This is a genomic window from Streptomyces sp. NPDC000404 (assembly GCF_040300365.1).
GTDB classification, from domain to species: domain Bacteria; phylum Actinomycetota; class Actinomycetes; order Streptomycetales; family Streptomycetaceae; genus Streptomyces; species Streptomyces ramulosus.
Genome location: NZ_JBEPDN010000003.1, coordinates 101,206 through 122,197 on the forward strand (window position 1 = coordinate 101,206; position 20,992 = coordinate 122,197).

16 protein-coding genes are annotated in these 20,992 nt (G+C 74.6%); 8 read left to right on the top strand and 8 right to left on the bottom strand.

Annotated elements, in window-relative coordinates; translation table 11 throughout:
* Positions 1-4: 4 nt before the first annotated feature.
* Both ABT345_RS06300 and fahA read right to left on the bottom strand, forming a co-directional pair.
* Positions 5-487 carry a hypothetical protein gene (locus ABT345_RS06300; RefSeq protein ID WP_345088423.1) on the bottom strand — a complete coding sequence of 161 codons (483 nt, stop codon included), beginning with the start codon at positions 485-487 and terminating at the stop codon, positions 5-7.
* Positions 488-617: 130 nt separating this feature from the next.
* On the bottom strand, positions 618-1,820 hold the full coding sequence (fahA, locus tag ABT345_RS06305; protein WP_345088421.1) for a fumarylacetoacetase: 1,203 nt from the start codon (positions 1,818-1,820) through the stop codon (positions 618-620).
* A gap of 490 nt (positions 1,821-2,310) precedes the next feature.
* On the opposite strand from fahA, the gene ABT345_RS06310 reads away from it, so the two are divergent.
* Positions 2,311-3,324, top strand: coding sequence for a polyprenyl synthetase family protein (locus ABT345_RS06310; RefSeq protein ID WP_345088419.1), 1,014 nt, complete (start codon positions 2,311-2,313; stop codon positions 3,322-3,324).
* A 276-nt stretch (positions 3,325-3,600) separates the two neighbouring features.
* Positions 3,601-4,872 (top strand): LolA family protein, encoded by a 1,272-nt coding sequence (locus ABT345_RS06315; protein ID WP_345088417.1) that lies wholly within the window; start codon positions 3,601-3,603, stop codon positions 4,870-4,872.
* A gap of 112 nt (positions 4,873-4,984) precedes the next feature.
* Here the strand turns inward: ABT345_RS06315 and rarD are convergent, their stop codons facing one another.
* The 6 genes from rarD to ABT345_RS06345 form a co-directional block, all read right to left on the bottom strand.
* Complete coding sequence (gene rarD, locus ABT345_RS06320; RefSeq protein ID WP_345088415.1) at positions 4,985-6,004, bottom strand: EamA family transporter RarD; 1,020 nt, start codon at positions 6,002-6,004, stop codon at positions 4,985-4,987.
* Positions 6,005-6,228: 224 nt separating this feature from the next.
* The gene (locus ABT345_RS06325; protein ID WP_345088413.1) at positions 6,229-7,323 is read right to left on the bottom strand and encodes a 2-oxoacid:ferredoxin oxidoreductase subunit beta; all 1,095 of its coding nucleotides are present in this window, start codon (positions 7,321-7,323) and stop codon (positions 6,229-6,231) included.
* Positions 7,316-9,253 carry a 2-oxoacid:acceptor oxidoreductase subunit alpha gene (locus ABT345_RS06330; RefSeq protein ID WP_345088411.1) on the bottom strand — a complete coding sequence of 646 codons (1,938 nt, stop codon included), beginning with the start codon at positions 9,251-9,253 and terminating at the stop codon, positions 7,316-7,318. The genes ABT345_RS06325 and ABT345_RS06330 overlap by 8 nt, the downstream gene beginning before the upstream one ends.
* Before the next feature lie 306 nt (positions 9,254-9,559).
* The gene (locus tag ABT345_RS06335) at positions 9,560-10,219 is read right to left on the bottom strand and encodes a response regulator transcription factor (protein ID WP_345088631.1); all 660 of its coding nucleotides are present in this window, start codon (positions 10,217-10,219) and stop codon (positions 9,560-9,562) included.
* A 151-nt stretch (positions 10,220-10,370) separates the two neighbouring features.
* Entirely contained in the window at positions 10,371-11,183 is an 813-nt protein-coding gene (locus ABT345_RS06340) for a sensor domain-containing protein (protein ID WP_345088409.1), read from the bottom strand.
* Between the two features lie 182 nt (positions 11,184-11,365).
* Positions 11,366-12,550 (bottom strand): sensor histidine kinase, encoded by a 1,185-nt coding sequence (locus ABT345_RS06345; RefSeq protein ID WP_345088407.1) that lies wholly within the window; start codon positions 12,548-12,550, stop codon positions 11,366-11,368.
* 428 nt (positions 12,551-12,978) lie between these two features.
* Here ABT345_RS06345 and ABT345_RS06350 point away from each other — a divergent pair, with 428 nt between their 5' ends.
* The 6 genes from ABT345_RS06350 to nuoH all read left to right on the top strand — a co-directional run bounded on the left by ABT345_RS06350 (position 12,979) and on the right by nuoH (position 20,991).
* Positions 12,979-14,322: an EsaB/YukD family protein gene (locus ABT345_RS06350; RefSeq protein ID WP_345088405.1), complete on the top strand. Its 1,344-nt coding sequence runs from the start codon at positions 12,979-12,981 to the stop codon at positions 14,320-14,322.
* Between the two features lie 1,019 nt (positions 14,323-15,341).
* A complete protein-coding gene (locus ABT345_RS06355; RefSeq protein ID WP_345088403.1) occupies positions 15,342-17,246 on the top strand; it encodes a CpaE/TadZ family protein in 1,905 nt (634 codons plus the stop codon).
* 196 nt (positions 17,247-17,442) lie between these two features.
* Positions 17,443-17,850: an NADH-quinone oxidoreductase subunit A gene (locus ABT345_RS06360; protein ID WP_345088401.1), complete on the top strand. Its 408-nt coding sequence runs from the start codon at positions 17,443-17,445 to the stop codon at positions 17,848-17,850.
* Positions 17,841-18,509 (top strand): NADH-quinone oxidoreductase subunit B, encoded by a 669-nt coding sequence (locus ABT345_RS06365; RefSeq protein ID WP_345088399.1) that lies wholly within the window; start codon positions 17,841-17,843, stop codon positions 18,507-18,509. Before ABT345_RS06360 ends, ABT345_RS06365 begins: the two co-directional genes overlap by 10 nt.
* Positions 18,506-20,029, top strand: a complete 1,524-nt coding sequence (locus tag ABT345_RS06370; RefSeq protein ID WP_345088397.1) for an NADH-quinone oxidoreductase subunit C — start codon at positions 18,506-18,508, stop codon at positions 20,027-20,029. The genes ABT345_RS06365 and ABT345_RS06370 overlap by 4 nt, the downstream gene beginning before the upstream one ends.
* On the top strand, positions 20,026-20,991 hold the full coding sequence (gene nuoH, locus ABT345_RS06375) for an NADH-quinone oxidoreductase subunit NuoH (protein ID WP_345088395.1): 966 nt from the start codon (positions 20,026-20,028) through the stop codon (positions 20,989-20,991). Before ABT345_RS06370 ends, nuoH begins: the two co-directional genes overlap by 4 nt.
* The last annotated feature ends 1 nt before the right edge of the window (position 20,992 follow it).

Sequence of the window (20,992 nt, forward strand, 5' to 3'; positions counted from 1 at the left end):
GGGCTCAGCCGCCGTTCGGGGCGCCGCTGGGCAGCTCCGGCAGCTCGGGGATCTTCACCTTGCCGTCCTCGGAGCGCTGGTACTTCTCCGTGGGACCGCCCTCCCAGCTGACGGTCAGGCTCTTGCCGTCCGCACCGGGCTTGAGTCGGCCCATCGTGCGGCTGTCGTCGCCGTCGGTGCACTTCAGCGCGACCATCGACACCCCGGCCATTTGCTGGACCTTGCCCAGGCACCCGGCCTTGTGGCCCCGGCTGAGGGCGGCCGTGCCGTTCTTGAACACCAGGATGAGCGGCTCGCCGCCCTCCTTCGCCTCCCAGGCGCCCTCCACCGCCGCGCCCTCGGCGGGCTTGCCGCCCGCGTCGGGCGCCGACGGCGAGGCCGTCTCCTTGGCCGGCTTGTCCTCGGAGCTGCTGCCGCTGCTGCCGCAGCCGCTGAGCAGCATCGCGGCGAGGGCGGCCGCTCCGGCGATCTGCGCTGCCTTGCGCACCTACGTCTCCTCGTTCGGTGGTGAGTTGGGAAGCCGCGAGGCTAGCAGGAGGGGTGTGGAGGCGAGGTGACGATCGTGTACCCGCCACCGCTCTCCCGCTGTCGTCGCCTGCGCGGAGGGCGACGCGGGGTCAGGGCGTGGCCGGTGCGGGGAGGATGCGGCCGGTGACCTCGCCCAGGCCGATGCGGGCGCCGTTCGGGCCGGGGGCCCAGGCGGTCAGGGTGACCTCGTCGCCGTCCTGGAGGAACGGGCCCTTGCCCTCGGTGAGTTCGAGGAGGCAGCCGCGCTGGTCCGGCTCGGGGCCGGAGACCGTACCGGAGGCGTAGAGATCGCCGGTGCGCAGCGAGGCGCCGTTGACGGTCATATGGGCCAGCTGCTGGGCGGCCGTCCAGTACATCGAGGCGAACGGCGGCCGGGAGACCGTCTCGCCGTTGATCCGCACCTCGATGCGCAGATCGATGCCGCCCGGCTCGGCGTCCGCGTCGTCGAGATAGGGCAGCAGCGGGAAGTCGCGGGCGGGCGGGGCGGTGCGGGCGTCGTCGAAGGCGTCGAGCGGGGTGATCCACGCGGAGACGGAGGTGGCGAAGGACTTGCCCAGGAACGGGCCGAGCGGGACGTACTCCCAGGCCTGGATGTCGCGGGCGGACCAGTCGTTGACGAGGCAGACGCCGAAGACGTGCTCGCGGAAGGACTCCAGGGCGACCGGCTCGTGGAGCGTGGAGGGGGCGCCGACGACGAAGCCGACCTCTGCCTCTATGTCGAGACGGCCGGAGGGGCCGAACGTCGGCGCCGTGTCGGCGGGCGCCTTGCGCTGGCCGCGGGGGCGGACGACGGGGGTGCCCGACACCACGACCGTGCCGGCCCGGCCGTGGTAGCCGATCGGCAGATGCTTCCAGTTCGGCGGGAGGGCGGCGCCGTCCGGGCGGAAGATCTTGCCGACGTTGGTGGCGTGGTGCTCGCTGGCGTAGAAGTCGACGTAGTCGGCGACGTCGAAGGGGAGGTGGAGGGTGACGTCGTCGAGGGGGTGCAGCAGGGGGGCGACGGCGGAGCGGTGCGCGGGGTCGGTCAGCGCGGTGCGGACGGCGGCCCGGACCTGCGCCCACACCGGGCGGCCGGCGGCCAGCAGGGGGTTGAGGGTCGGCGCGGCCAGCACCTCGGCGTGGGCGGGGCGCAGCGGCTCGGGCAGCGCGCTCAGATCGAGGACGTACCGGCCGAAGCGGACGCCGAGGCGGCGCACCGCGGGTGCCTGGGCGGTGCTGAACACGCCGTAGGGCAGGGTGTGCGGGCCGAAGGGATCGCCTTCGGGGAGGTCGAACGGGCTCTGCTCGGACATGACAGCTCCTCGCGTTCGTCGTCACCGGCGGGCGCGGCGCGGTGGCCTGGCCCGCCCGGCCGGTGGCCGTGGGGTCGATCAGCAGACTACGGCCCGCCCCGCGCCCGCCGTGGGCCCTGTGGACAACTCCCCGGACGCCCGGCCGGGCGGGGGAAGCGGGGCGGGGGCGGACGGTGGGCGGTCGGGTCCGCAGGCGCGCTGCCCGCACCGGTCCGGAGCTGGGCGGATGTGCGGTTCCGCACTTCCGCCGGGCCCGGGCGTCCCGTCTGCCCCGGGCCCGTCCGCCGGGTGGTCACAGCCCGCACCATTCGCGTCATACAGGGGAAAAAGGGGCCCTGGAACATACCGGGCACAGGGCTGGTCGGCTGCCGATGGGGTTCGGGGGGCGGGCGCTCACGGTGATCGAACTGGGACCGGATACGCTGGCAGGCGGTGGAGACAGCGACAGATCGACATTCCGTTTGATCGTCAGCAGACAGGAGTACCCCTCGTGACCGTCGTCGGGCCCTTCGGGCTGAGCGTGCGGGACCAGGCTCTTGAGGCCGATGTCCAGGCCGGGTTGGCGGCTGTCGAGGAGGGCCTGCTGGAGGCCACCAAAAGCGACGTGCCGTTCATCACCGAGTCCGCACAGCATCTCGTCCGCGCGGGCGGCAAGCGGTTCCGGCCGCTGCTCGTCACGCTCGCCGCGCAGTTCGGCGATCCGTACGCGCCCGGGGTGGTGCCCTCGGCCGTCGTCGTGGAGCTGACGCATCTGGCGACGCTGTACCACGACGACGTGATGGACGAGGCGGACGTGCGCCGCGGCGTGGCCAGCGCCAACGCCCGCTGGGGCAACTCCCTCGCCGTCCTGACCGGCGACTTCCTCTTCGCGCGGGCCTCGCACATCCTCGCCGACCTCGGGCCCGAGGCGGTCCGGATCCAGGCCGAGGCGTTCGAGCGGCTGGTGACCGGCCAGATCCTGGAGACCGCGGGGCCGCGCGACGGGCGGGACCCGGTCGACCACTACCTCGACGTCCTCGCCGGGAAGACCGGTTCGCTGGTCGCCGTGGCCTGCCGCTTCGGCGCGATGATGTCCGGCGCCGACGAGAGCACGGTCGACATCCTCACCCAGTACGGCGAGCGGCTGGGCACCGCCTTCCAGCTCGCCGACGACGTGCTCGACATCGCCAGCGACTCCCACGAGTCCGGCAAGACGCCCGGCACCGACCTGCGGGAAGGCGTCGCCACGCTGCCGGTGCTGCATCTGCGGTCGCGCGCCGAGGGCCCGTCCGGCACCGCCGAGGACCGCGCCCTGTGCGAGCTGCTCGCCGGTGACCTCACCGACGACGCCCGGCACGCCGAGGCGCTCGCCGCGCTCCGCGCCCACCCCGCGCTGGAGCAGGCCCGCCGCGACACCGTCCGCCACGCCCAGGAGGCCCGCGCCGTGCTGGCGCCGCTGCCGCAGTGCACGGCGAAGACGGCGCTGGAGAGCCTCTGCGACGCCGTGGTGCACCGGGCCGGCTGACCGGATCGGGTGGGCCGGGGCCGGTCCCCGGGACCGGACGGTCCACCTCCCGTTGCCCCGGTCTCAGGGGCCGTGTCACCCTCCCGGTGTAGGTGAGCCGCCGTGCGCTGACCGGATGTCATACCCCAGCAGGAGGACGGTTGGCTCCGTGGGTTGACGCGGTGTTCCGGTCGTTTTGGTGGGATGAGATCACCACAACGCGGCAACGCGGCCACGAAGGAGCCCGGGGGACCGGTGCGCAGCGCGGGCCCGCCGCTCATGACCGGAGGTAGGCACATGCCACGGAACGAACCGACAGACGCCACCGCGGGCCGCCCGGCCCCGGAGGGCGACATCCCGGTGAAGCGCCGCAAGGCCGTCCGGTACGGCGTCCCCGTCGCGGTGGCGGGGGTGGTGGCGGCGACGGTCGGGCTGGTCCCCGCGTTCGCCGGATCCGGCTCGCCCGACCTGCCGAAGATCACGGCGCAGCAGCTCCTCGCGAAGATGGCCGCCTCCGACACCCAGCAGCTGTCCGGCACCGTCCGGGTCACCACGGACCTGGGCCTGCCGTCGCTGCCGGGCGCGGGCGGTGCGCTGCCGGGCCTCGGCGACGCGGGCGGCTCCGGTGCGGGCGACGGCGGCGCCCCGCGGTCGCCGCGGAACAAGCTGATGGAGCTGGCATCCGGCGCCCACACCCTGCGCGTCGCGGCCGACGGGCCCGGCAGGCAGGCCGTCACCTTCGTCGACGGCCGTGCCGAGTACAGCCTGATCCACGACGGCGACCGCAGCTGGGCGTACGACGGCGGCAGCAACACCGCCGTCCGCTCCCAGCAGCCCAAGGGCGCGGCGCACGGCCCGCGGGCCGGGGCGGGGCTGCCGCGGGATCTGGCCGGGGCCACCCCGCAGGAGCTGGCCCGGCAGGCGCTGAAGGCCGCGGGCGACACCACCTCCGTCACCGTCGGCGACACCGCGAAGGTCGCCGGGCGGGACGCGTACCAGCTGGTCCTGACGCCCAAGCAGGCCGGCTCGACGGTCGGGTCGGTCCGGATCGCGGTGGACGCCGCCAACGGCGTGCCGCTGAAGTTCTCGCTGCTGCCCCGGAGCGGGGGCGACGCGGTGGTCGACGCGGGCTTCACCACCGTCGACTTCGCCCGCCCGGCCGCCTCGTCGTTCGCCCCGCCCAGCGGCGCGAAGATCGTCGACGGCGCGCGCGGAATCCAGGGGCCGCACGGCGGCAAGGGCTTCGAGGGCTTCAAGGAGTTCCGGGGCGAGCAGGGCGGGCGGAACGCCGCGGGCCCGCACGGGGTCACGGTCCTCGGCAAGGGCTGGACGGGCGTCGCCGTGCTCAAGGGCGACGGCTCCCTGCCGACCGGCAAGGGCGGTGCGGCCGCCCTCTTCGACACCCTCGGCGAGAAGGTCCACGGCGACTTCGGCTCCGGCCATGTCTTCCGTACCCGCCTGGTCAACGCCCTGCTGACCGACGACGGCACGGTCTACGCCGGCGCCGTCGACCAGCAGACCCTCGTGAGGACGGCGAACGCGGCTCACGGCGCCAAGGCCGCCAAGTAGATCCTTCGGCCTCGGGGGCGCGCGGCGCGGCGCGTCCCCGAGGCCGTACGGGGCGCCTGTAGGGGGCCGCGAGAAACCCTGGGCGCCGCGGCCCGTGCCCGTACGGGCGGCCCTAGGCCGACGGCTCCTCCGCCGCTGCCGGGAGCGTCGCCCCGGTCTTCCGGTCGGCGCCGTCCGCGGCCACCGAGGCGGCGCCCTTGGCGACCGCCGTTCCGGCGCGTCGCCCGGCGGCCGCCACCGCTGCCCGCGCGGTGCGGGCGGTCCGCAGCGCGTCCCAGGTCAGCAGCGCCAGCGCCAGCCACACCAGCGCGAAGCCGGCCCACCGCTCCGGCGGCATCGACTCGTGGAAGACCAGCAGGCCCAGCGCGAACTGGAACGTCGGCGCCAGATACTGCAGCATCCCGATCGTCGTCAGCGGCAGCCGGACCGCCGCGGCGCCGAAGCAGATCAGCGGCAGCGCCGTCGCCACCCCGCACCCCGCGAGCAGCAGCGCCGTGCCGGTGCCGCCGCTCACGAACACCGAGTCGCCGCGCACGCCGAGGTAGACCAGGAAGCCCACCGCCGGCACGAACTGCATCGCCGTCTCCGCGGCGAAGCCGTCCACGCCGTCGAGCTTGATGCCCTTCTTCAGCAGGCCGTACGTCGCGAACGAGAAGGCCAGCACCAGCGAGATCCACGGCACCCGGCCGTAGGCGACGGCCATCACCAGCACCGCGAGGGTGCCCACGCCCACCGCCGTCCACTGCATCGGCCGCAGCCGCTCCCGCAGCACCAGCACCCCGAAGGCGATGCTGACCAGCGGATTGATGAAGTATCCGAGCGACGCCTCCAGGACGTGCCCGGCGTTCACCGCCCAGATGTACAGGAACCAGTTGACGGAGATGACCGCCGCGCACGCCGCGACCAGCGCCAGCCGGCGCGGCTGCCGCAGCAGCGGGCGCACCCATGACCAGCGGCGCAGCGCCGCCAGGATGAGCACGGCGACCGGCAGCGACCACGCCATGCGGTGCGCGAGGATCTCGGCCGGCGACGCGGCGTCCAGCAGATGCCAGTAGAGCGGCAGCAGCCCCCACATGCCGTACGCGGTGAGGCCGTAGGCGAGCCCCGTGCGCTGCGTGTTACCGGACTCCAAAGGACCCTCCCGAGGCTGCTCGGCCGCCCCGGACGTGCGGCGCCGACCCTTGACGGTAACGCCGCACCGCCCGCCTGTCATGTGCGTATCGACATACGGTCATGACCATGGGCGCGTGCCGGTCCTCCGCCCGCCGCTGCCGAAACGCCCTGGTCGCGGGCCCGGAACGCGCCGGTGCCCCCACCGGACGAGCCGGATGGGGGCACCGTGCGCACGCGCGGGGGTCAGCCGACTACCGTCCAGGTGTCGTTGCCGGCGAGCAGGGCGCCGAGGTCGCCCTTGCCCTGCCGCTCGACGGCGGCGTCGAGCTGTTCGGCCATCAGGGTGTCGTAGACCGGACGCTCGACGTCGCGCAGCACACCGATGGGGGTGTGGTGCAGGGTGTCCGGGTCGGCGAGGCGGGAGAGGGCGAACGCGGTGGTGGGCGACGGGCTGTGCGCGTCGTGCACCAGGACGGCGTCGGTGCCCGCCTCCGCCACGTCGACGACCTTCAGATCGCCGGTGGCCACATCGCGGACGACGCCCTTGGAGCCGAGGCCGTCCTCGGCCGGGGCGCCGAAGCGGATCGGCTGCCCGTGCTCCAGCCGGATCACGGCCTCCTGGGCCTGGTCCTTGTCCTTGAGGACCTCGAAGGCGCCGTCGTTGAAGATGTTGCAGTTCTGGTAGATCTCCACCAGCGCGGTGCCCGGGTGGTCGGCGGCGGCGCGCAGCACCGAGGTGAGGTGCTTGCGGTCGGAGTCGACGGTGCGGGCGACGAACGACGCCTCCGCGCCGAGCGCCAGCGAGACCGGGTTGAACGGCGCGTCCAGCGACCCCATCGGCGTCGACTTGGTGATCTTGCCGACCTCGGAGGTGGGGGAGTACTGGCCCTTGGTCAGACCGTAGATCCGGTTGTTGAACAGCAGGATCTTGAGGTTGACGTTGCGGCGCAGCGCGTGGATGAGGTGGTTGCCGCCGATGGAGAGCGCGTCGCCGTCGCCGGTGACGACCCAGACGGACAGATCGCGGCGGGAGGAGGCCAGGCCCGTGGCGATCGACGGGGCGCGGCCGTGGATCGAGTGCATCCCGTAGGTGTTCATGTAGTACGGGAAGCGGGAGGAGCAGCCGATGCCGGAGACGAAGACGATGTTCTCCTTCGCCAGCCCCAGATCGGGCATGAAGCCCTGGACGGCGGCGAGGACGGCGTAGTCACCGCAGCCGGGGCACCAGCGGACCTCCTGGTCCGACTTGAAGTCCTTCATGGACTGCTTGGCCTCGGCCTTGGGCACCAGCGCCAGCGCCTGCGGTCCGGCCGCCGGCCCCGCGATCGTCTCAGTCATTGATGGCCTCCTTGAAGACCTCGGCGAGCTGCTCGGCCTTGAACGGCATTCCGCTGACCTGGTTGTACGAGCGCGCGTCGACCAGGAACTCGGCGCGCAGCAAGGTGGCGAGCTGGCCGAGGTTCATCTCCGGCACGATCACCTTGTCGTAGCGCGCCAGGACCTCGCCCAGGTTCTTCGGGAAGGGGTTGAGGTGGCGCAGATGGGCCTGGGCGATGCGCTGCCCCGCCCCGCGGACGCGCCGCACCGCGGCGGTGATCGGGCCGTACGTCGAACCCCAGCCCAGGACCAGGGTGTCCGCGCCGGCCGGGTCGTCGACCTCCAGGTCCGGGACCTCGATGCCGGCCACCTTGGCCTGGCGGGTGCGGACCATGAAGTCGTGGTTGGCCGGGTCGTAGGAGATGTTGCCCGTGCCGTCCTGCTTCTCGATGCCGCCGATCCGGTGCTCCAGGCCCGGCGTGCCCGGCACCGCCCACGGGCGCGCGAGGGTCTGCTCGTCGCGCTTGTAGGGCCAGAACACCTCGGTGCCGTCGGCCAGGGTGTGGTTGGGGCCGGTGGCGAACTGCACGCGCAGGTCGGGCAGTTCCCCGACCTCGGGGATGCGCCAGGGCTCGGAGCCGTTGGCGAGGTAGCCGTCGGAGAGCAGGAAGACCGGGGTGCGGTAGGTCAGCGCGATCCGGGCGGCGTCCAGGGCCGCGTCGAAGCAGTCCGCGGGGGTCTTCGGCGCCACGATCGGCACCGGCGCCTCGCCGTTGCGGCCGTACATCGCCTGGAGCAGATCGGCCTGCTCGGTCTTGGTCGGCAGGCCCGTGGAGGGGCCGCCGCGCTGGATGTCCACGATCAGCAGCGGGAGTTCGAGGCTGACGGCCAGACCGATGGTCTCGGACTTCAGCGCCACACCCGGGCCGGAGGTCGTCGTCACCGCGAGCGAACCGCCGAAGGCGGCGCCGAGCGCGGCACCGATACCGGCGATCTCGTCCTCCGCCTGGAACGTCCGCACCCCGAAATTCTTGTGCTTGGACAATTCGTGCAGGATGTCGGAGGCCGGGGTGATCGGATACGAGCCGAGATAGACCGGCAGATCCGCCTGGCGGCCCGCGGCGACCAGTCCGTAGGACAGCGCAAGATTTCCGGAGATATTGCGGTAGGTGCCCGTCGGAAATGCCTTCGTCGCGGGGGCGACCTCGTACGAGACGGCGAAATCCTCCGTCGTCTCGCCGAAATTCCAGCCCGCCCGGAAGGCCGCGACATTCGCCTTCGCGATATCCGGCTTCTTGGCGAACTTCGCCGCCAGGAACTTCTCCGTGCCCTCCGTCGGCCGGTGGTACATCCACGACAGCAGGCCCAGCGCGAACATGTTCTTGCTGCGCTCGGCCTCCTTGCGGGAGAGCCCGAAGTCCTTCAGCGCCTCGATCGTCAGCGTCGTCAGCGGCACCGGATGGACGCGGTACGCCTCCAGCGAGCCGTCCTCCAGCGGGCTGGTGGCATAGCCGACCTTGGCCATCGGGCGCTTGGTGAATTCATCGGTGTTGACGATGATCTCCGCGCCGTGCGGGACATCCGCCAGATTCGCCTTGAGGGCCGCCGGATTCATCGCCACCAGGACGTCGGGGGCGTCCCCGGGCGTGAGGATGTCGTGATCGGCGAAATGCAGCTGGAAACTGGAAACACCGGGCAGGGTGCCGGCGGGGGCGCGGATCTCGGCGGGGAAATTCGGCAGCGTCGACAGGTCGTTGCCGAAGGACGCGGTCTCCGAGGTGAACCGGTCCCCCGTGAGCTGCATGCCGTCACCGGAGTCACCCGCGAAGCGGATGATCACCCGGTCCAGACGCCGGATCTCCTTGTCTGTGCCCCCGTCACCCAGGGAGCGCTGCTCCCCGACGTGCGCTCCGTCGGCCTGTTCGGCTGTGCTGCTGACCTGGCTGGTCACTGCTTCGGACCTCCCTAGAGGGGTACGGCTCCCCGCCGGAGGGCGGGCTCGGGACGTGTCGTGCCGACCGGACGGTCCCCTCACCATCGTACGGGGGTAAGGGTCGCCTTCCCTGGGTCGATCACATGGTGGACGTGGCCGTGAGATGGCGGCTGCTGGTGAATTGTCATGAAAACACTGGTTCCGTCCCCCCTCGCCGAGGGCGCTCCGGGCCGCGGTGACGCTCCGACAATGGTGGTAGGACCCCGGACCTACGGCGCCGGGGGCGCGCGGAGCGTGCCTGGTCCGGGCCGGGCGGCGGGGACGTCATGCGCGGAGGTGGGTGAGGACGGCGAGCACCCGGCGGTGATCCCCGTCACTCGGGGTCAGGCCCAGCTTCAGGAAGATGTTGCCGATGTGCTTCTCCACCGCGCCGTGGCTGATCACCAGCTCCCGGGCGACGGCCGCGTTGGTCCGGCCCTCCGCCATCAGGGCCAGCACCTCCCGCTCCCGCGGTGTCAGCCGGTCCAGCGCCTCCTGGCGGCGGCTGCGGCCCAGCAGTTGGGCCACCACCTCGGGGTCGAGCGCGGTGCCGCCGCCCGCGACCCGCACCACCGCGTCGACGAACTCCCGCACCTCGGCGACCCGGTCCTTGAGCAGATAGCCGATGCCGCGGGTCGAGCCGGCCAGCAGCTCGGTCGCGTACTGCTCCTCGACGTACTGCGACAGCACCAGCACCCCGACCTCCGGATGCGCCCGCCGCAGCGCAAGGGCGGCCCGTACGCCCTCGTCGGTGTGGGTCGGCGGCATCCGTACGTCGGCCACCACCACATCGGGCGGGGTGCCGGCGGCGGCCAGTTCGCCGACCGCCGCGACCAGCGCGTCGCCGTCGCCGACGCCGGCCACCACGTCGTGCCCGCGGTCGGTCAGCAGCCGCGTCAGCCCCTCCCGCAGCAGCACCGAATCCTCGGCGATGACCACCCGCACCCTGTCCTCCACGTCACCCGTCTCTTCCCGCGGCCGCCACGCACCGCCGCCCCGCCCACCCGGCGCACCACCTCAGCATCCCAGCATCCGGACGCGGCGGGGCAGAAACGGGTGAGCGGGGCGGAAGAGGAGTGTGGGGCTCCCGGGGCGGTCAGCTCTCCCGGGGCGCCGGGCCGTCCCGGAGCGCCGCGTCCCGTGCGCCCTCCGGGGCGCCGCCGTACGGGGCGCCCGCCGCACCGGGCCAAGCGCCCGTCCCGGACTCCGGCGCGGTCCCCGGCCAGGGGCCGAGCAGCACGCGGACCAGGGCCCGGTCCGGCGCGGTCAGCGCGTACGTCACATGGGGCAGGGCGAGGACGAGCAGCAGGCCCAGGGCGGCGGCGACGGCGATCTCGGCCGGGGTGTCGACGTATCCGGAGACGTCGCCGGGGACCGCGCCCGGCTTCCACAGCTGGATGCCCGGCCGGTCCAGATAGCGCGGGAAAGTCCACCGCCACAGCGGGTACGTCAGCAGCGACCAGGCGAGCAGCCAGTACGTCACCGCGCAGACGAAGGCGGCGATCGCCCAGGGGAAGCGCAGGGCGCAGAAGAGCAGCTGCCGCCAGGCCGCGCCGTTGCGCAGCAGCGCGGCGGTCCACCGGACCACGCCGTTCCCAGTGGGCTTCACCGGAGGCGGCGCCGCCACCGCCGTCCCCAGGAGCGCGCGGGCCCGCGCCCGCTCCAGGGCGCCCAGCCCCCGCGCCCCCGCCAGCGTCGCCGCGAAGAGCGGGACGCCCGCGATCGTGACCAGCAGTCCCGCGCTCAGGGAGGTCATCGTCGTCGCGTACGCGAACAGCGCGACGGCCACCGGGAGGCTGCTGAGGAGGTAGAGGAACGCGCGCCAGGTACGCCCCGAGAAGGGGGCGCACAGCGCCAGAAGTACGCGGGGGGCGCCCGCCCGCCGCTCGGAAGCCGTGGCCATCGTCATGCCGTCCGTCCTGTTGCCTGTTGGTGTGGCTGAAGTCGTGGTGCCGGGAGGTGTGGTGCCGGGAGTCGTGGTGGCGGGGGGCGCCGGTTTTCGGGATGGCTGATCCGCCGGACGCGCCCCGGGGGGGCGGTCCGGGCGTCCGGAGAAGGAGTGGTGGCGCGGGTCCGCCGGCCGCGGCGGGGTCAGTCCGCGGTGCGGCCGCGCCAGGGCAGGGCGGCGGTGATCCGGGTGGGGCCGCCCGCCGGCGAGTCCAGGGTGAAGGCGCCGTCCACCGACGCCAGCCGGTCGGCGAGCCCCGCCATGCCGCCGCCCGGCACCTTCCGGGCGCCGCCGCGGCCGTCGTCCGTGACCGTCACCAGCAGCCGCCCGCCGTGCCGCCGCACCGCGACGGCGGCGGACCGCGCCCCGGCGTGCTTGGAGACGTTCTGCAGCAGCTCGGAGACGGTGAAGTAGACGATGCCCTCGATCGCCGGCACCGGGCGCTCCGCCAGCTCCACGGAGACCGACACCGGGGCCGTGCAGCGCCCCGCCAGCGACGTCAGGGCCGGGCCGAGGCCGCGGTCGGTGAGGATCGCCGGATGGATGCCGCGGGCCAGGTCCCGCAGCTCCTGGAGGGCCAGCTTCACCTCGCCGTGCGCCTCGTCCACCATCGCGGCGGCCGCCCGCGGATCCTCCGTCAGCTTCTCCTTCGCCAGCCCGAGCCCCATCGCGAGCGCCACCAGACGGGCCTGCGCGCCGTCGTGCAGATCCCGCTCGATACGGCGCAGATCCGCCGCGGCGGTGTCGGTCACCTTCTCGCGGTCCGCCTCCAGTTCGGCGATCCGCCGCTCCAGCGCGTCCGACGGCGACAGCAGCCCGCGCACCATGGCCCGGTCGACGTCGGTCAGCCACCGCGCCGCCCAGGGCAGCAGCGGCCAGCCCACGACGAGCAGGACGAGGGTGAGGCCGAAGGTCACCACCACCCACGGCAGCCGGACCAGCGCGAACAGCGCGTGCCGCCACCCCACCGGGTCCGTCAGCCGCGCCCACAGCCGGGGGAAGAGCCCCGGCTCGCGGGTGCGCAGCGGCGACGGCTCCGGCACCCGCAGGCCCAGCAGCGCACGGGCCCGCGCCCGCTCCAGCCGCCCGTACCACCGGAACGCCGCCATGCCCACCGCCAGCAGCGGCAGCCCGATCACCGTGATCGACAGCCCCAGCCCCAGCGACAGCCACATCAGCGTCACCTCGAAGGCGAGCACCCCCAGCGGCAGACTGGCCAGCAGGTACCCGATCTCCCGCCAGGTCTCGGGGGAGAGGGCGGCGCGCGGGCGGGGCGGTGGCGCCCCCTCGTCCTCGTGCGCGCCGGCCGGGGTCACTGTCTGCGTCATACGGCAAGCCTGCCCGGACGCCTCGCCGTCTGCCATGGGGTGCACGGGCCGGGTGGGGGTGGGGTTGTCCCCACCCCGGCCGTCCCCCGGGCGCTGCTGCTCCCGTACGCCCCCGGGGAGGCCACCGGCGCACCCCTCGGGCCGACTTGCCCCTGTGCGGGGGTGCTCGCCCCGGTACCTGCTCTGACCTGCCCTTTTGCCGGTTCCCTCGGCGCTTTGGGTGGACCGCGGGAGCGAAAATCGCCGTAGGGTGTCGCCGTGCGTACAGGGGAGGGGCGAGGGGCGATGGCACGGGACGACGGAGGCCGGTCGCCGGGGGCGGACCCCACGCGGCGACGGCAAACCCGGCACACCCCTGCGTACGGGGTCAAAAACCCGGCGTACGGCAGCCGTTGGGCAGAAAGCTTCCGCCGGACGGGGGCACCGGCGTGAGCGCGACCGTGGGCGCCCCCGAGGAGCGGCGCACCACCCTGAGCCGGGTCACCCTCGTCACCGGGGCGGGGAGCCGAACCGAACTCGTCGTCCCGTCCGGGGAACCCGTAGGGGCGCTCCTGCCGGAGCTGCTGCGGCTGCGCGGCGAGCGACCGTCCGGGCCGGGCGCGCAACAGCTGGTCACCGCCGACGGCACGGTCCTCGCGCCGCACGACTCCCTCGCCGCCGCCCGCCTGCCGGACGGCGCCGAACTCCACCTAGTCCAGGGCCCGTTCACGCCCGGCACCCGCCCCGGCGGCGGCCTCGACGCCGTGGCCGCCGCGCCGCTGGAGATACGCGGCCGGGGCTGGGGCGCGCGGGCCGCCGCACCGGCCGCGGGCGCGGCGGGCGTCCTGCTCGGCGCCGTCGCGGGCACCGGGGCCGACCGCTGGTACGGCGGCGCGGCCGCGCTGTGGCTCGGCGTCGCCGCGGTCCTGCTCGCCGGCGCCGGCGCCGCCCTGGCCGCGACGCGGGCCGCGCAACGCGCGCCCGGTGCCGCCCTGTTGCTCCTCGGCGGCACCCTCGGGGCGTACGCCGCCTGGTACGCGACACCGGGCGGCGCGGCCCGCCTCGCCGCCCTGGGCGGGACCGCCGCCGCCCTCCTCGGCCTCTTCGGGCTGTGCGCCCCCTGGCGGCGCGCGGCGCACCTGGGGGCCGCCGCGGTCCTCGTCTGCCTGGGTGTGTGGGAGGCCGGACTGGCGCTGACGACGCCCGCCCGGACGGGCGCGGTCCTCGGCCTCGTGGGCGTCCTCGTCCTGGGCCAACTGCCCCGCCACGCCCTGACGTCGGCCGGACTGACCGGCCTCGACGACCGGCGCGCGGGCGCCACCCCGGTCAGCCGCCACCGGGTGGCCGCGGCCCTCGGCGCCACCCACCGGACGCTCGCCCCGGCCACCGTGGCCGTCGCCGTCTCGACGGGCGCCGGTGGCTGGCTCGCGGCGGGCCAGGGAGACGGCTGGGCGGTCGCCGCCGCGCTGCTGCTGGGCCTGGTGCTGTGCGCCCGGGCCCGCGCCTATCCGCTGGCCGTGCAGGTCGCCGCGGTCGCCGCCGCCGGGTGCGCGGCCTGCCTGCACCCGGTGCTGCGCTGGGCCGCACACGGCCCGGCCCCCGCCGCCGCGGGCACGCTCCTCTGCCTCCTGGCCGCCCTCCCGGCCGCCCTCCTCGCCCTGCGCACCACGCGCCCGCCGTCGCCCGCCGTGCGACGCGCCGCCGCCCGCGCCGAGCAGGCGGCGGTCGTGGCCCTGATCCCGGTGACGGCGGGCGTCTTCGGCGTCTGCGCCCTGCTGCGGGACGCGTTCTGACGCGGAGCGGCGGGGAGACGGACGAGCGGATGAACGGTACGGAACGGGCAGCCCCGGACCCGCGGCCGGCGGTCACGGGGGCGGCGGCCCCGGCGGCACCCGGCGGCTCGGAACCGCCGGCGGCGCCCGAGCGGTCGGAACCAACGGCGGTTTCCGAGCGGTCGGAACCAGCGGCGGTCCCCGAGGGGTCGGAACCAATGGCGGTTCCCGAGCGGTCGCAGCGGACGGGGCCGGAGAAACGGCCGGGGGCAACGGAGCGGCCGGTCCGGCCGGAGGCACCGGGAGCACTAGCACTCGGGGAAGAGGGGCGGCGGGCCGTGGAGGCGCAGCAGCGGAAGCAGACACAGGACGGAGCGGGCGGCGCGCCCGGGACGCCCGGGGCCGGTGTCCCGGGGATACCCGGAGGGGGTGTCTCAGGGGCGCCCGCGACGACACCGGGGGCGCCCGAGCAGGCGGCGCGCGCCGGGGGCGCGACGGGCGAGCCGGGGACCGTGGCGGACGCGGTGTCGGGTACGGGGCCGGGGCCGGGCGCTCCGGCGGGGCCGATGCCGGTGGCGGGGACGGGTCCTCAGCCGGGAGCGGGGCCGGGCACGTCGCCGGTGCCGGGGCCGGGCACGTCGGCAGGCGCTCCGTCGGCGCCGGTACCGGGCGGGGCGCTGCCTGCGCCTGCGCCTGTGTCTGCGTCTCAGGGGGCGGGGGCGGCCGTGCCCGGTGACCTGCGCTCGGCTCCGGCCGCTGCCGCTGTTTCCAGTCCGGTTCAGGGGGCGGTCGCGCCCGCGGCTACGGGTTCGGCTCCGGCCGGGCCTGGGGCTTCGGGTGGGGCTCAGGGTCCGGCTGTCTCCGCCGGTCCCGGCCCGGCTCAGGGATCGGCCGCACCCACGGTTCAGGGCGCGACTGCACCCACGGCTACGGGCCCGGTCGCACCCGCAGTTACGCACCCGGCCGCCCCCGCCGCCCCCGGCCCGGCACAGGCCGTTCCCGCCCGGTACAACCGTCCCGGGCTTCCGGCGCGTACGCCCGTGTCCGTACCGCTGCTGCCGCCCGAGCTGGCCGACGGGCAGCCCAAGCCGCGGCGCGGTGACCCGCTGGGGCGGCGGGCCGGGCGGGCGTTGCGGAAGGTGTTCGCCTCGTCGCCCGCCACCGAGACGGCGGCGGTCACGGAGGCGGCGCGCGCCATTCAGCAGCCGGTCGTCACCGGGCGGCAGATCGCGGTCTCCAGCATCCGGGGCGGCGCGGGCAAGTCCACCGTCGCGGCGCTGCTCGCCCTGACCTACGCCCACTACCGGCCCGATCCGGTGCTCGCCGTCGAGGCCGACCCGGCGCTCGGCACCCTCCCGCACCGGCTGGGCGCGCGTGAGGTGCGCTGGTCGGGCAGCGATCTGGCGGAGATCGTCGACCCGTCGATGCTGATCACCGACCTGACCGGCTATCTGCTGCCGTTCGCGGGCGGCGGCTGGCTGCTCCCCGGCAGCCAGGGCGCGATCGGCACCCGGCTGGACCTCGACACGTACCGCATCGTCATGACCTCGCTGCGCCGTCACTTCGCCGCCACCGTCGTCGACTGCGAGACCCTGCCCGCCGAGGTGGCCCGCACCGCGCTGGTCACCACGCAGGCCCGGGTGCTGGTCACCCCGGCCACCCCGGAAGGCGTCGCGGCCACCCGCTCCGTACTGGACTGGGTCGGCGGCCTGCACCCCGGGCTGCTGCCGACCACCGTCGTGGTCCTCACCCACCTGGCGCCCGACACCGGCGTCGACGCCCGCACGGCCGTCGCCCACCTCGGCGCGGGCGGCGCGGCGGTGCTGCCGCTGCCCTACGACCGGCATCTGGCCGCGGGCGGCGCGATCCGTACCGATCTGCTGGGCGAGCGGACGCTGGCGGCCGCCGCCCGGATCGCCGCCGAGGTGATGGACCGCGCGGTCTCCCGGGAACCCGGCCGCCGCCCGTCCGACCACACCGCACGCGGCGGCGAACGATACGTCGCCCATGGCGTCGTCCGCCCCGCCGCAGCCACGACCGCGCACCCGCGGCCGACCCCGGATGCGGCCCCGACGGTCGTCCCCGGGGCCGCGGGTCCGGCCGCACCCGCAGCCGGGCCGGCCACGCCCGCCCCCGGACCGGCCACGGTCATCCCTGCGGGGCCGGCCGCCGCCCCCGGCGCCGGGCCGACCGCCCCCGGCGCCGGACCGCTCCCCGCCGCAGGGCCGCAGCCCCACCCACCGTCCGGACCGCAACCACCGCTCGCCCCGCAGGCACAGCCCCAGCCACAGCCCCAGCAGCAGATGCAGCCTCAGCAGCAGATGCAGCCCCACGCACCGCTGGGCCCGCAGTCGCCGCAACAGCCCCAGGGGCAGCCCCCGCACCAAGGACAGTCCCCGCACCAAGGACAGCTCTCACAGCAGATCAACCACCCGAGCCAGTCCCACCAGCAGCCCCTACCTCCGCAGCAGAACCAGTCGCCGTATCAACCCCAGGCACCGCAGGCACCCCAGGCATCCCAGACACTTCAGGTACCCCAGGTACCTCAGCCAGGGCAGACGGCACAGCCAGGCCAGGCAGCGCAGCCACATCACCTTCCGCCGCAGCACCTGTCTCCGCAGATATCCGCCACGCCTCCCACATCTCCTCCATCTCCTCAGGCACCCGTGTCCCCACACACCAACCCGTACATGCAGCCCCACCCGCCGTACGCCACCAAGCAGACGCTCCCGGCACAGCACACCCAGACGAATCCGTACAGGCAGCCGGCACACCAGCCCCAGCCCACCCCCGCTCCTCCCCAGGCCCCGGAGCCCCTGCGGGCCACCCGGCATCCCCAGGCACCGCCTCCGGGCGTGGAGCGGAGCCCGTTCGATGCCCCGCCGGACGACCGCAGCCCCTTCGACGGCGGCCCGCTGCCCCGCCCGGACGGCGCCGGAACCTGACCTCCGGCGCGGCCCCGGCCCGTCCGCATGCCGGGCAGCACCGTCCGGCAGCCGGTTGCAGAGCCGGGACGAAGTGGGGTCAACGCCACCGTCTGCGAGACGCGGCTGCTCAGCGGGGGGAGGGCAGGGCCTAGACTCCGTGGGTACAGATCGTCGAAGTCGTTGAACAAGCGCAGTCAGGGAGCGAGGGGCGGACGTGCCGGACGACACGACCGTGCGCACCATCACCAGCGCCGCGGAGTACTTCCAGGGGTATTCGTTCGTCGGCCTGGTCGCCGTCGTCGGTGTCCTCTTCGTGGCCGTGGCCTTCGGCGCCGGGCGGTTGCTGCGGCCCGTGGTGCCGACGCCCGAGAAGCTGCTGACGTACGAATGCGGCGTGGACCCGGTCGGCGAGGGCTGGGCGCACACCCAGGTCCGCTACTACGTCTACGCGTTCCTCTACGTGATCTTCGCCGTCGACTCGATCTTCCTGTTCCCCTGGGCGACGGTCTTCGCCGCCCCCGGCTTCGGCGGCGTCACGCTGGTGGAGATGTTCGTCTTCCTCGGCTTCCTCACCGTCGGCCTGCTCTACGCATGGAAGAAGGGCGTCCTGGAATGGACGTGACCCCCGCCCCCGACGGCGCGTCGGCAGCGGCCGAGGGCTCCGGCCGCACCGATCTGCCGATGCCGCGCCGCCTGGGCACGCTCTCCCGGCTCGCGCCCGAACCGATGAAGGTGATCCTCAACTGGGGTCGCCGCTACAGCCTGTGGGTCTTCAACTTCGGCCTCGCCTGCTGCGCCATCGAGTTCATCGCCGCGTCCATGGCGCGCCACGACTTCATCCGGCTCGGCGTCATCCCGTTCGCGCCGGGCCCGCGCCAGGCCGACCTGATGATCGTCTCCGGCACGGTCACCGACAAGATGGCCCCGGCCGTCAAGCGCCTCTACGAGCAGATGCCCGAGCCGAAGTACGTCATCTCCTTCGGCGCCTGCTCCAACTGCGGCGGCCCCTACTGGGACTCGTACTCCGTGACCAAGGGCGTCGACCAGATCATTCCGGTGGACGTGTACGTACCGGGCTGCCCGCCCCGCCCGGAGGCGCTGCTGCAGGGCATCCTCAAGCTCCAGGAGAAGATCGCCCGCGAGTCGCTGGGCGAGCGGTACGCGACCGGCCCGGCCGCCGGCCCCTCGGCGAACGCGCTGCGCAGCGGCCTGGTGGCGCCCCCGCAGCCCGGTACGTCCAGCACGGCGGAGCCCGGCGGCCCGGGGGAGGAGCCCCGATGAGCGAGCCGACGAACGAGCCCACGAACGAGCCCGTGGACGAGCCGACGAAGCAGCCGGTGGACGGCGCCGCGGAGGTTGCGGACGAGGCGGCCGAGCCCGTCGTCGGCTGGCTGCCCGGCCCGGCGAGCGCCCTCTTCGGCGCGGGTGCCACCGCGGAAGCCGCCTACGACCTGCTGACCGTCGACGTACCGGCCGACCGCTGGATCGAGGCGCTGACCGCCGCCCGCACCGCCCTGAACTGCACCTTCTTCGACTGGCTGAGCGCCGTCGACGAGCCCGGCACCGGCTTCCGGATCTGCGCTCACCTCGCCGACGTCTCCCGCCCCGGCACCGTCCGGCGGTTGCTCGTGCGCACGACCGTGCCGCACGACGCACCGGCGCTGCCCACCGCCACCGGCGTCTACGCGGGCGCCGCCTGGCACGAGCGCGAGACGTACGAGATGTTCGGCGTGGACTTCACCGGCCACCCGCACCTCGTGCCGCTGCTGCTCCCGGAGAACTTCGAGGGCCACCCGCTGCGCAAGGACTTCGTCCTCGCCGCGCGGGTCGCCAAGGCGTGGCCGGGCGCCAAGGAACCGGGCGAGTCCGAGCACGGCGGACCGAAGCGCCGCCAGATGCTGCCGCCCGGCGTCCCCGACCCGAACGAATGGGGCCCGCTCAAGGGCCAGTTGCCCCCGGCCCCGGCCCGCCCGGCACGCGGCGCCCGCGCGGCCGGCGGCGCCCGGGCCGCCGGCGCCGGACGGACGGCCGGTGCCGGAGCCGCAGCGGAGCGCCCGGCCGCGGGCGAACGCCCGGCCCGCCGCACCCGCTCGGCCGGCGCGGGCTCAGCCAGCCAGCGCCCGGCCTCGACCGCGGATGCGGCGTCCACGGGGGCCGAGATCCCGGCCGCACCGGCCGGACCTGCCGCATCTGCGGCTTCGGCCACGCCGGAGGCGGCCGCCAAGCCGGAGGCCTCCGCCAAGCCTGAGACGGCCGCCAAGTCTGGGCCCGCCGCCAAGCCCGAGAACGCGGCGAAGCCCGAGGCGGCCGCTAAGCCTGAGACCGCGGCGAAGCCCGAGAAGGCTGACGAGCCCGAAGCGTCGACGAAGCCCGAGGCGGTGGCGAAGCCCGAGGCGCCGACCGGACCGGGTGCGTCCGCCAAGCCGGATGCGTCCGCCAAGTCTGAGGAGACGGCGGAGCCGGAAGCGCCGGCCGGGCCCGCGGCGTCGGACCGAGGCGCGGCTTCCCGCCCGGCCAGGCCCGCCGCCACCTCCTCGGACGCCCCCTGGCACCACGCCCGCCCGGCCTTCGAGGAACCCGAGCCCGCCCCGGCGGATGAGGCTCCCACCGGCACCGGCACCGGTACGGACGACGGGACCGACCCCGGTAAGGGCACCGACCCCGGTAAGGAATCCGGCCCGGACGAGAAACCCGGCCCCGGCAAGACCACCGGCACCGGCGACGAATCCGGCCCCGGCCAGGACGCCGGCACCGGCAAGGCCACTCCCCACCAGGACCCGGCAGGAGGCGACACCCCATGAGCGACGCTCTCGACATCGTGGTGCGCCTGCTCGCCGTCTTCGTCGCCTTCCTCGTCCTCCCGCTGGTCGTCGGGCAGACCGAACACAAGGTCATGGCCCATATGCAGGGCCGCCTCGGACCGATGTACGCGGGCGGTTTCCATGGCTGGGCGCAGCTCGTCGCGGACGGGGTGAAGTTCGCGCAGAAGGAGGACATCGTCCCGGCCGGAGCCGACCGGCGGGTCTTCCAGCTCGCGCCCGCCGTAGGACTGCTGCCGTATCTGCTGGTCCTCGCCGCCATCCCGATCGGCCCGCGCAACGCGGTCGGCCAGAGCCTGGACGCGGGGCTCTTCTTCGTCCTCGCGGTGATGGGCGTCGGCGTCCTCGGTTCGATCATGGCGGGCTGGGCGTCGGCCAACAAGTTCTCGCTGCTCGGCGGCTTGCGCACGGCCGCCCAGCTGCTCGCCTACGAGCTGCCGATGCTGCTCGCCGCCGCCTCCGTCGCGATGGCCGCCGGCACCCTCTCGCTGCCCGGGATCCTCGACTCCTTCCACTGGTGGTGGGTGCCGTGGCAGCTCATCGGCGCGGTGGTCTTCTTCGTGGCCGGCCTCGCCGAGCTGCAACGGCCGCCGTTCGACATGCCGGTCGCCGACTCCGAGATCATCTTCGGCGCGTACACCGAGTACACCGGTCTGCGCTTCGCGCTCTTCCTGCTCGCCGAGTACGCGGGCATCGTCGTGCTCTGCGCGCTGACCTCCGTCCTCTTCCTGGGCGGCTGGCACGGACCGTTCGGCGCCGACGGCCTCGGCTGGCTGTGGACGCTGCTGAAGACCGCCGTCCTCGCCTTCGTCATCATCTGGCTGCGGGTCACCTATCCGCGGCTGCGCGAGGACCAGCTGCAGAAGCTCGCCTGGACCGTCCTCATCCCGCTCGCCCTCGTCCAGATCGCCCTCACCGGCGTCGTCAAGGTGGTGACCTCCTGAG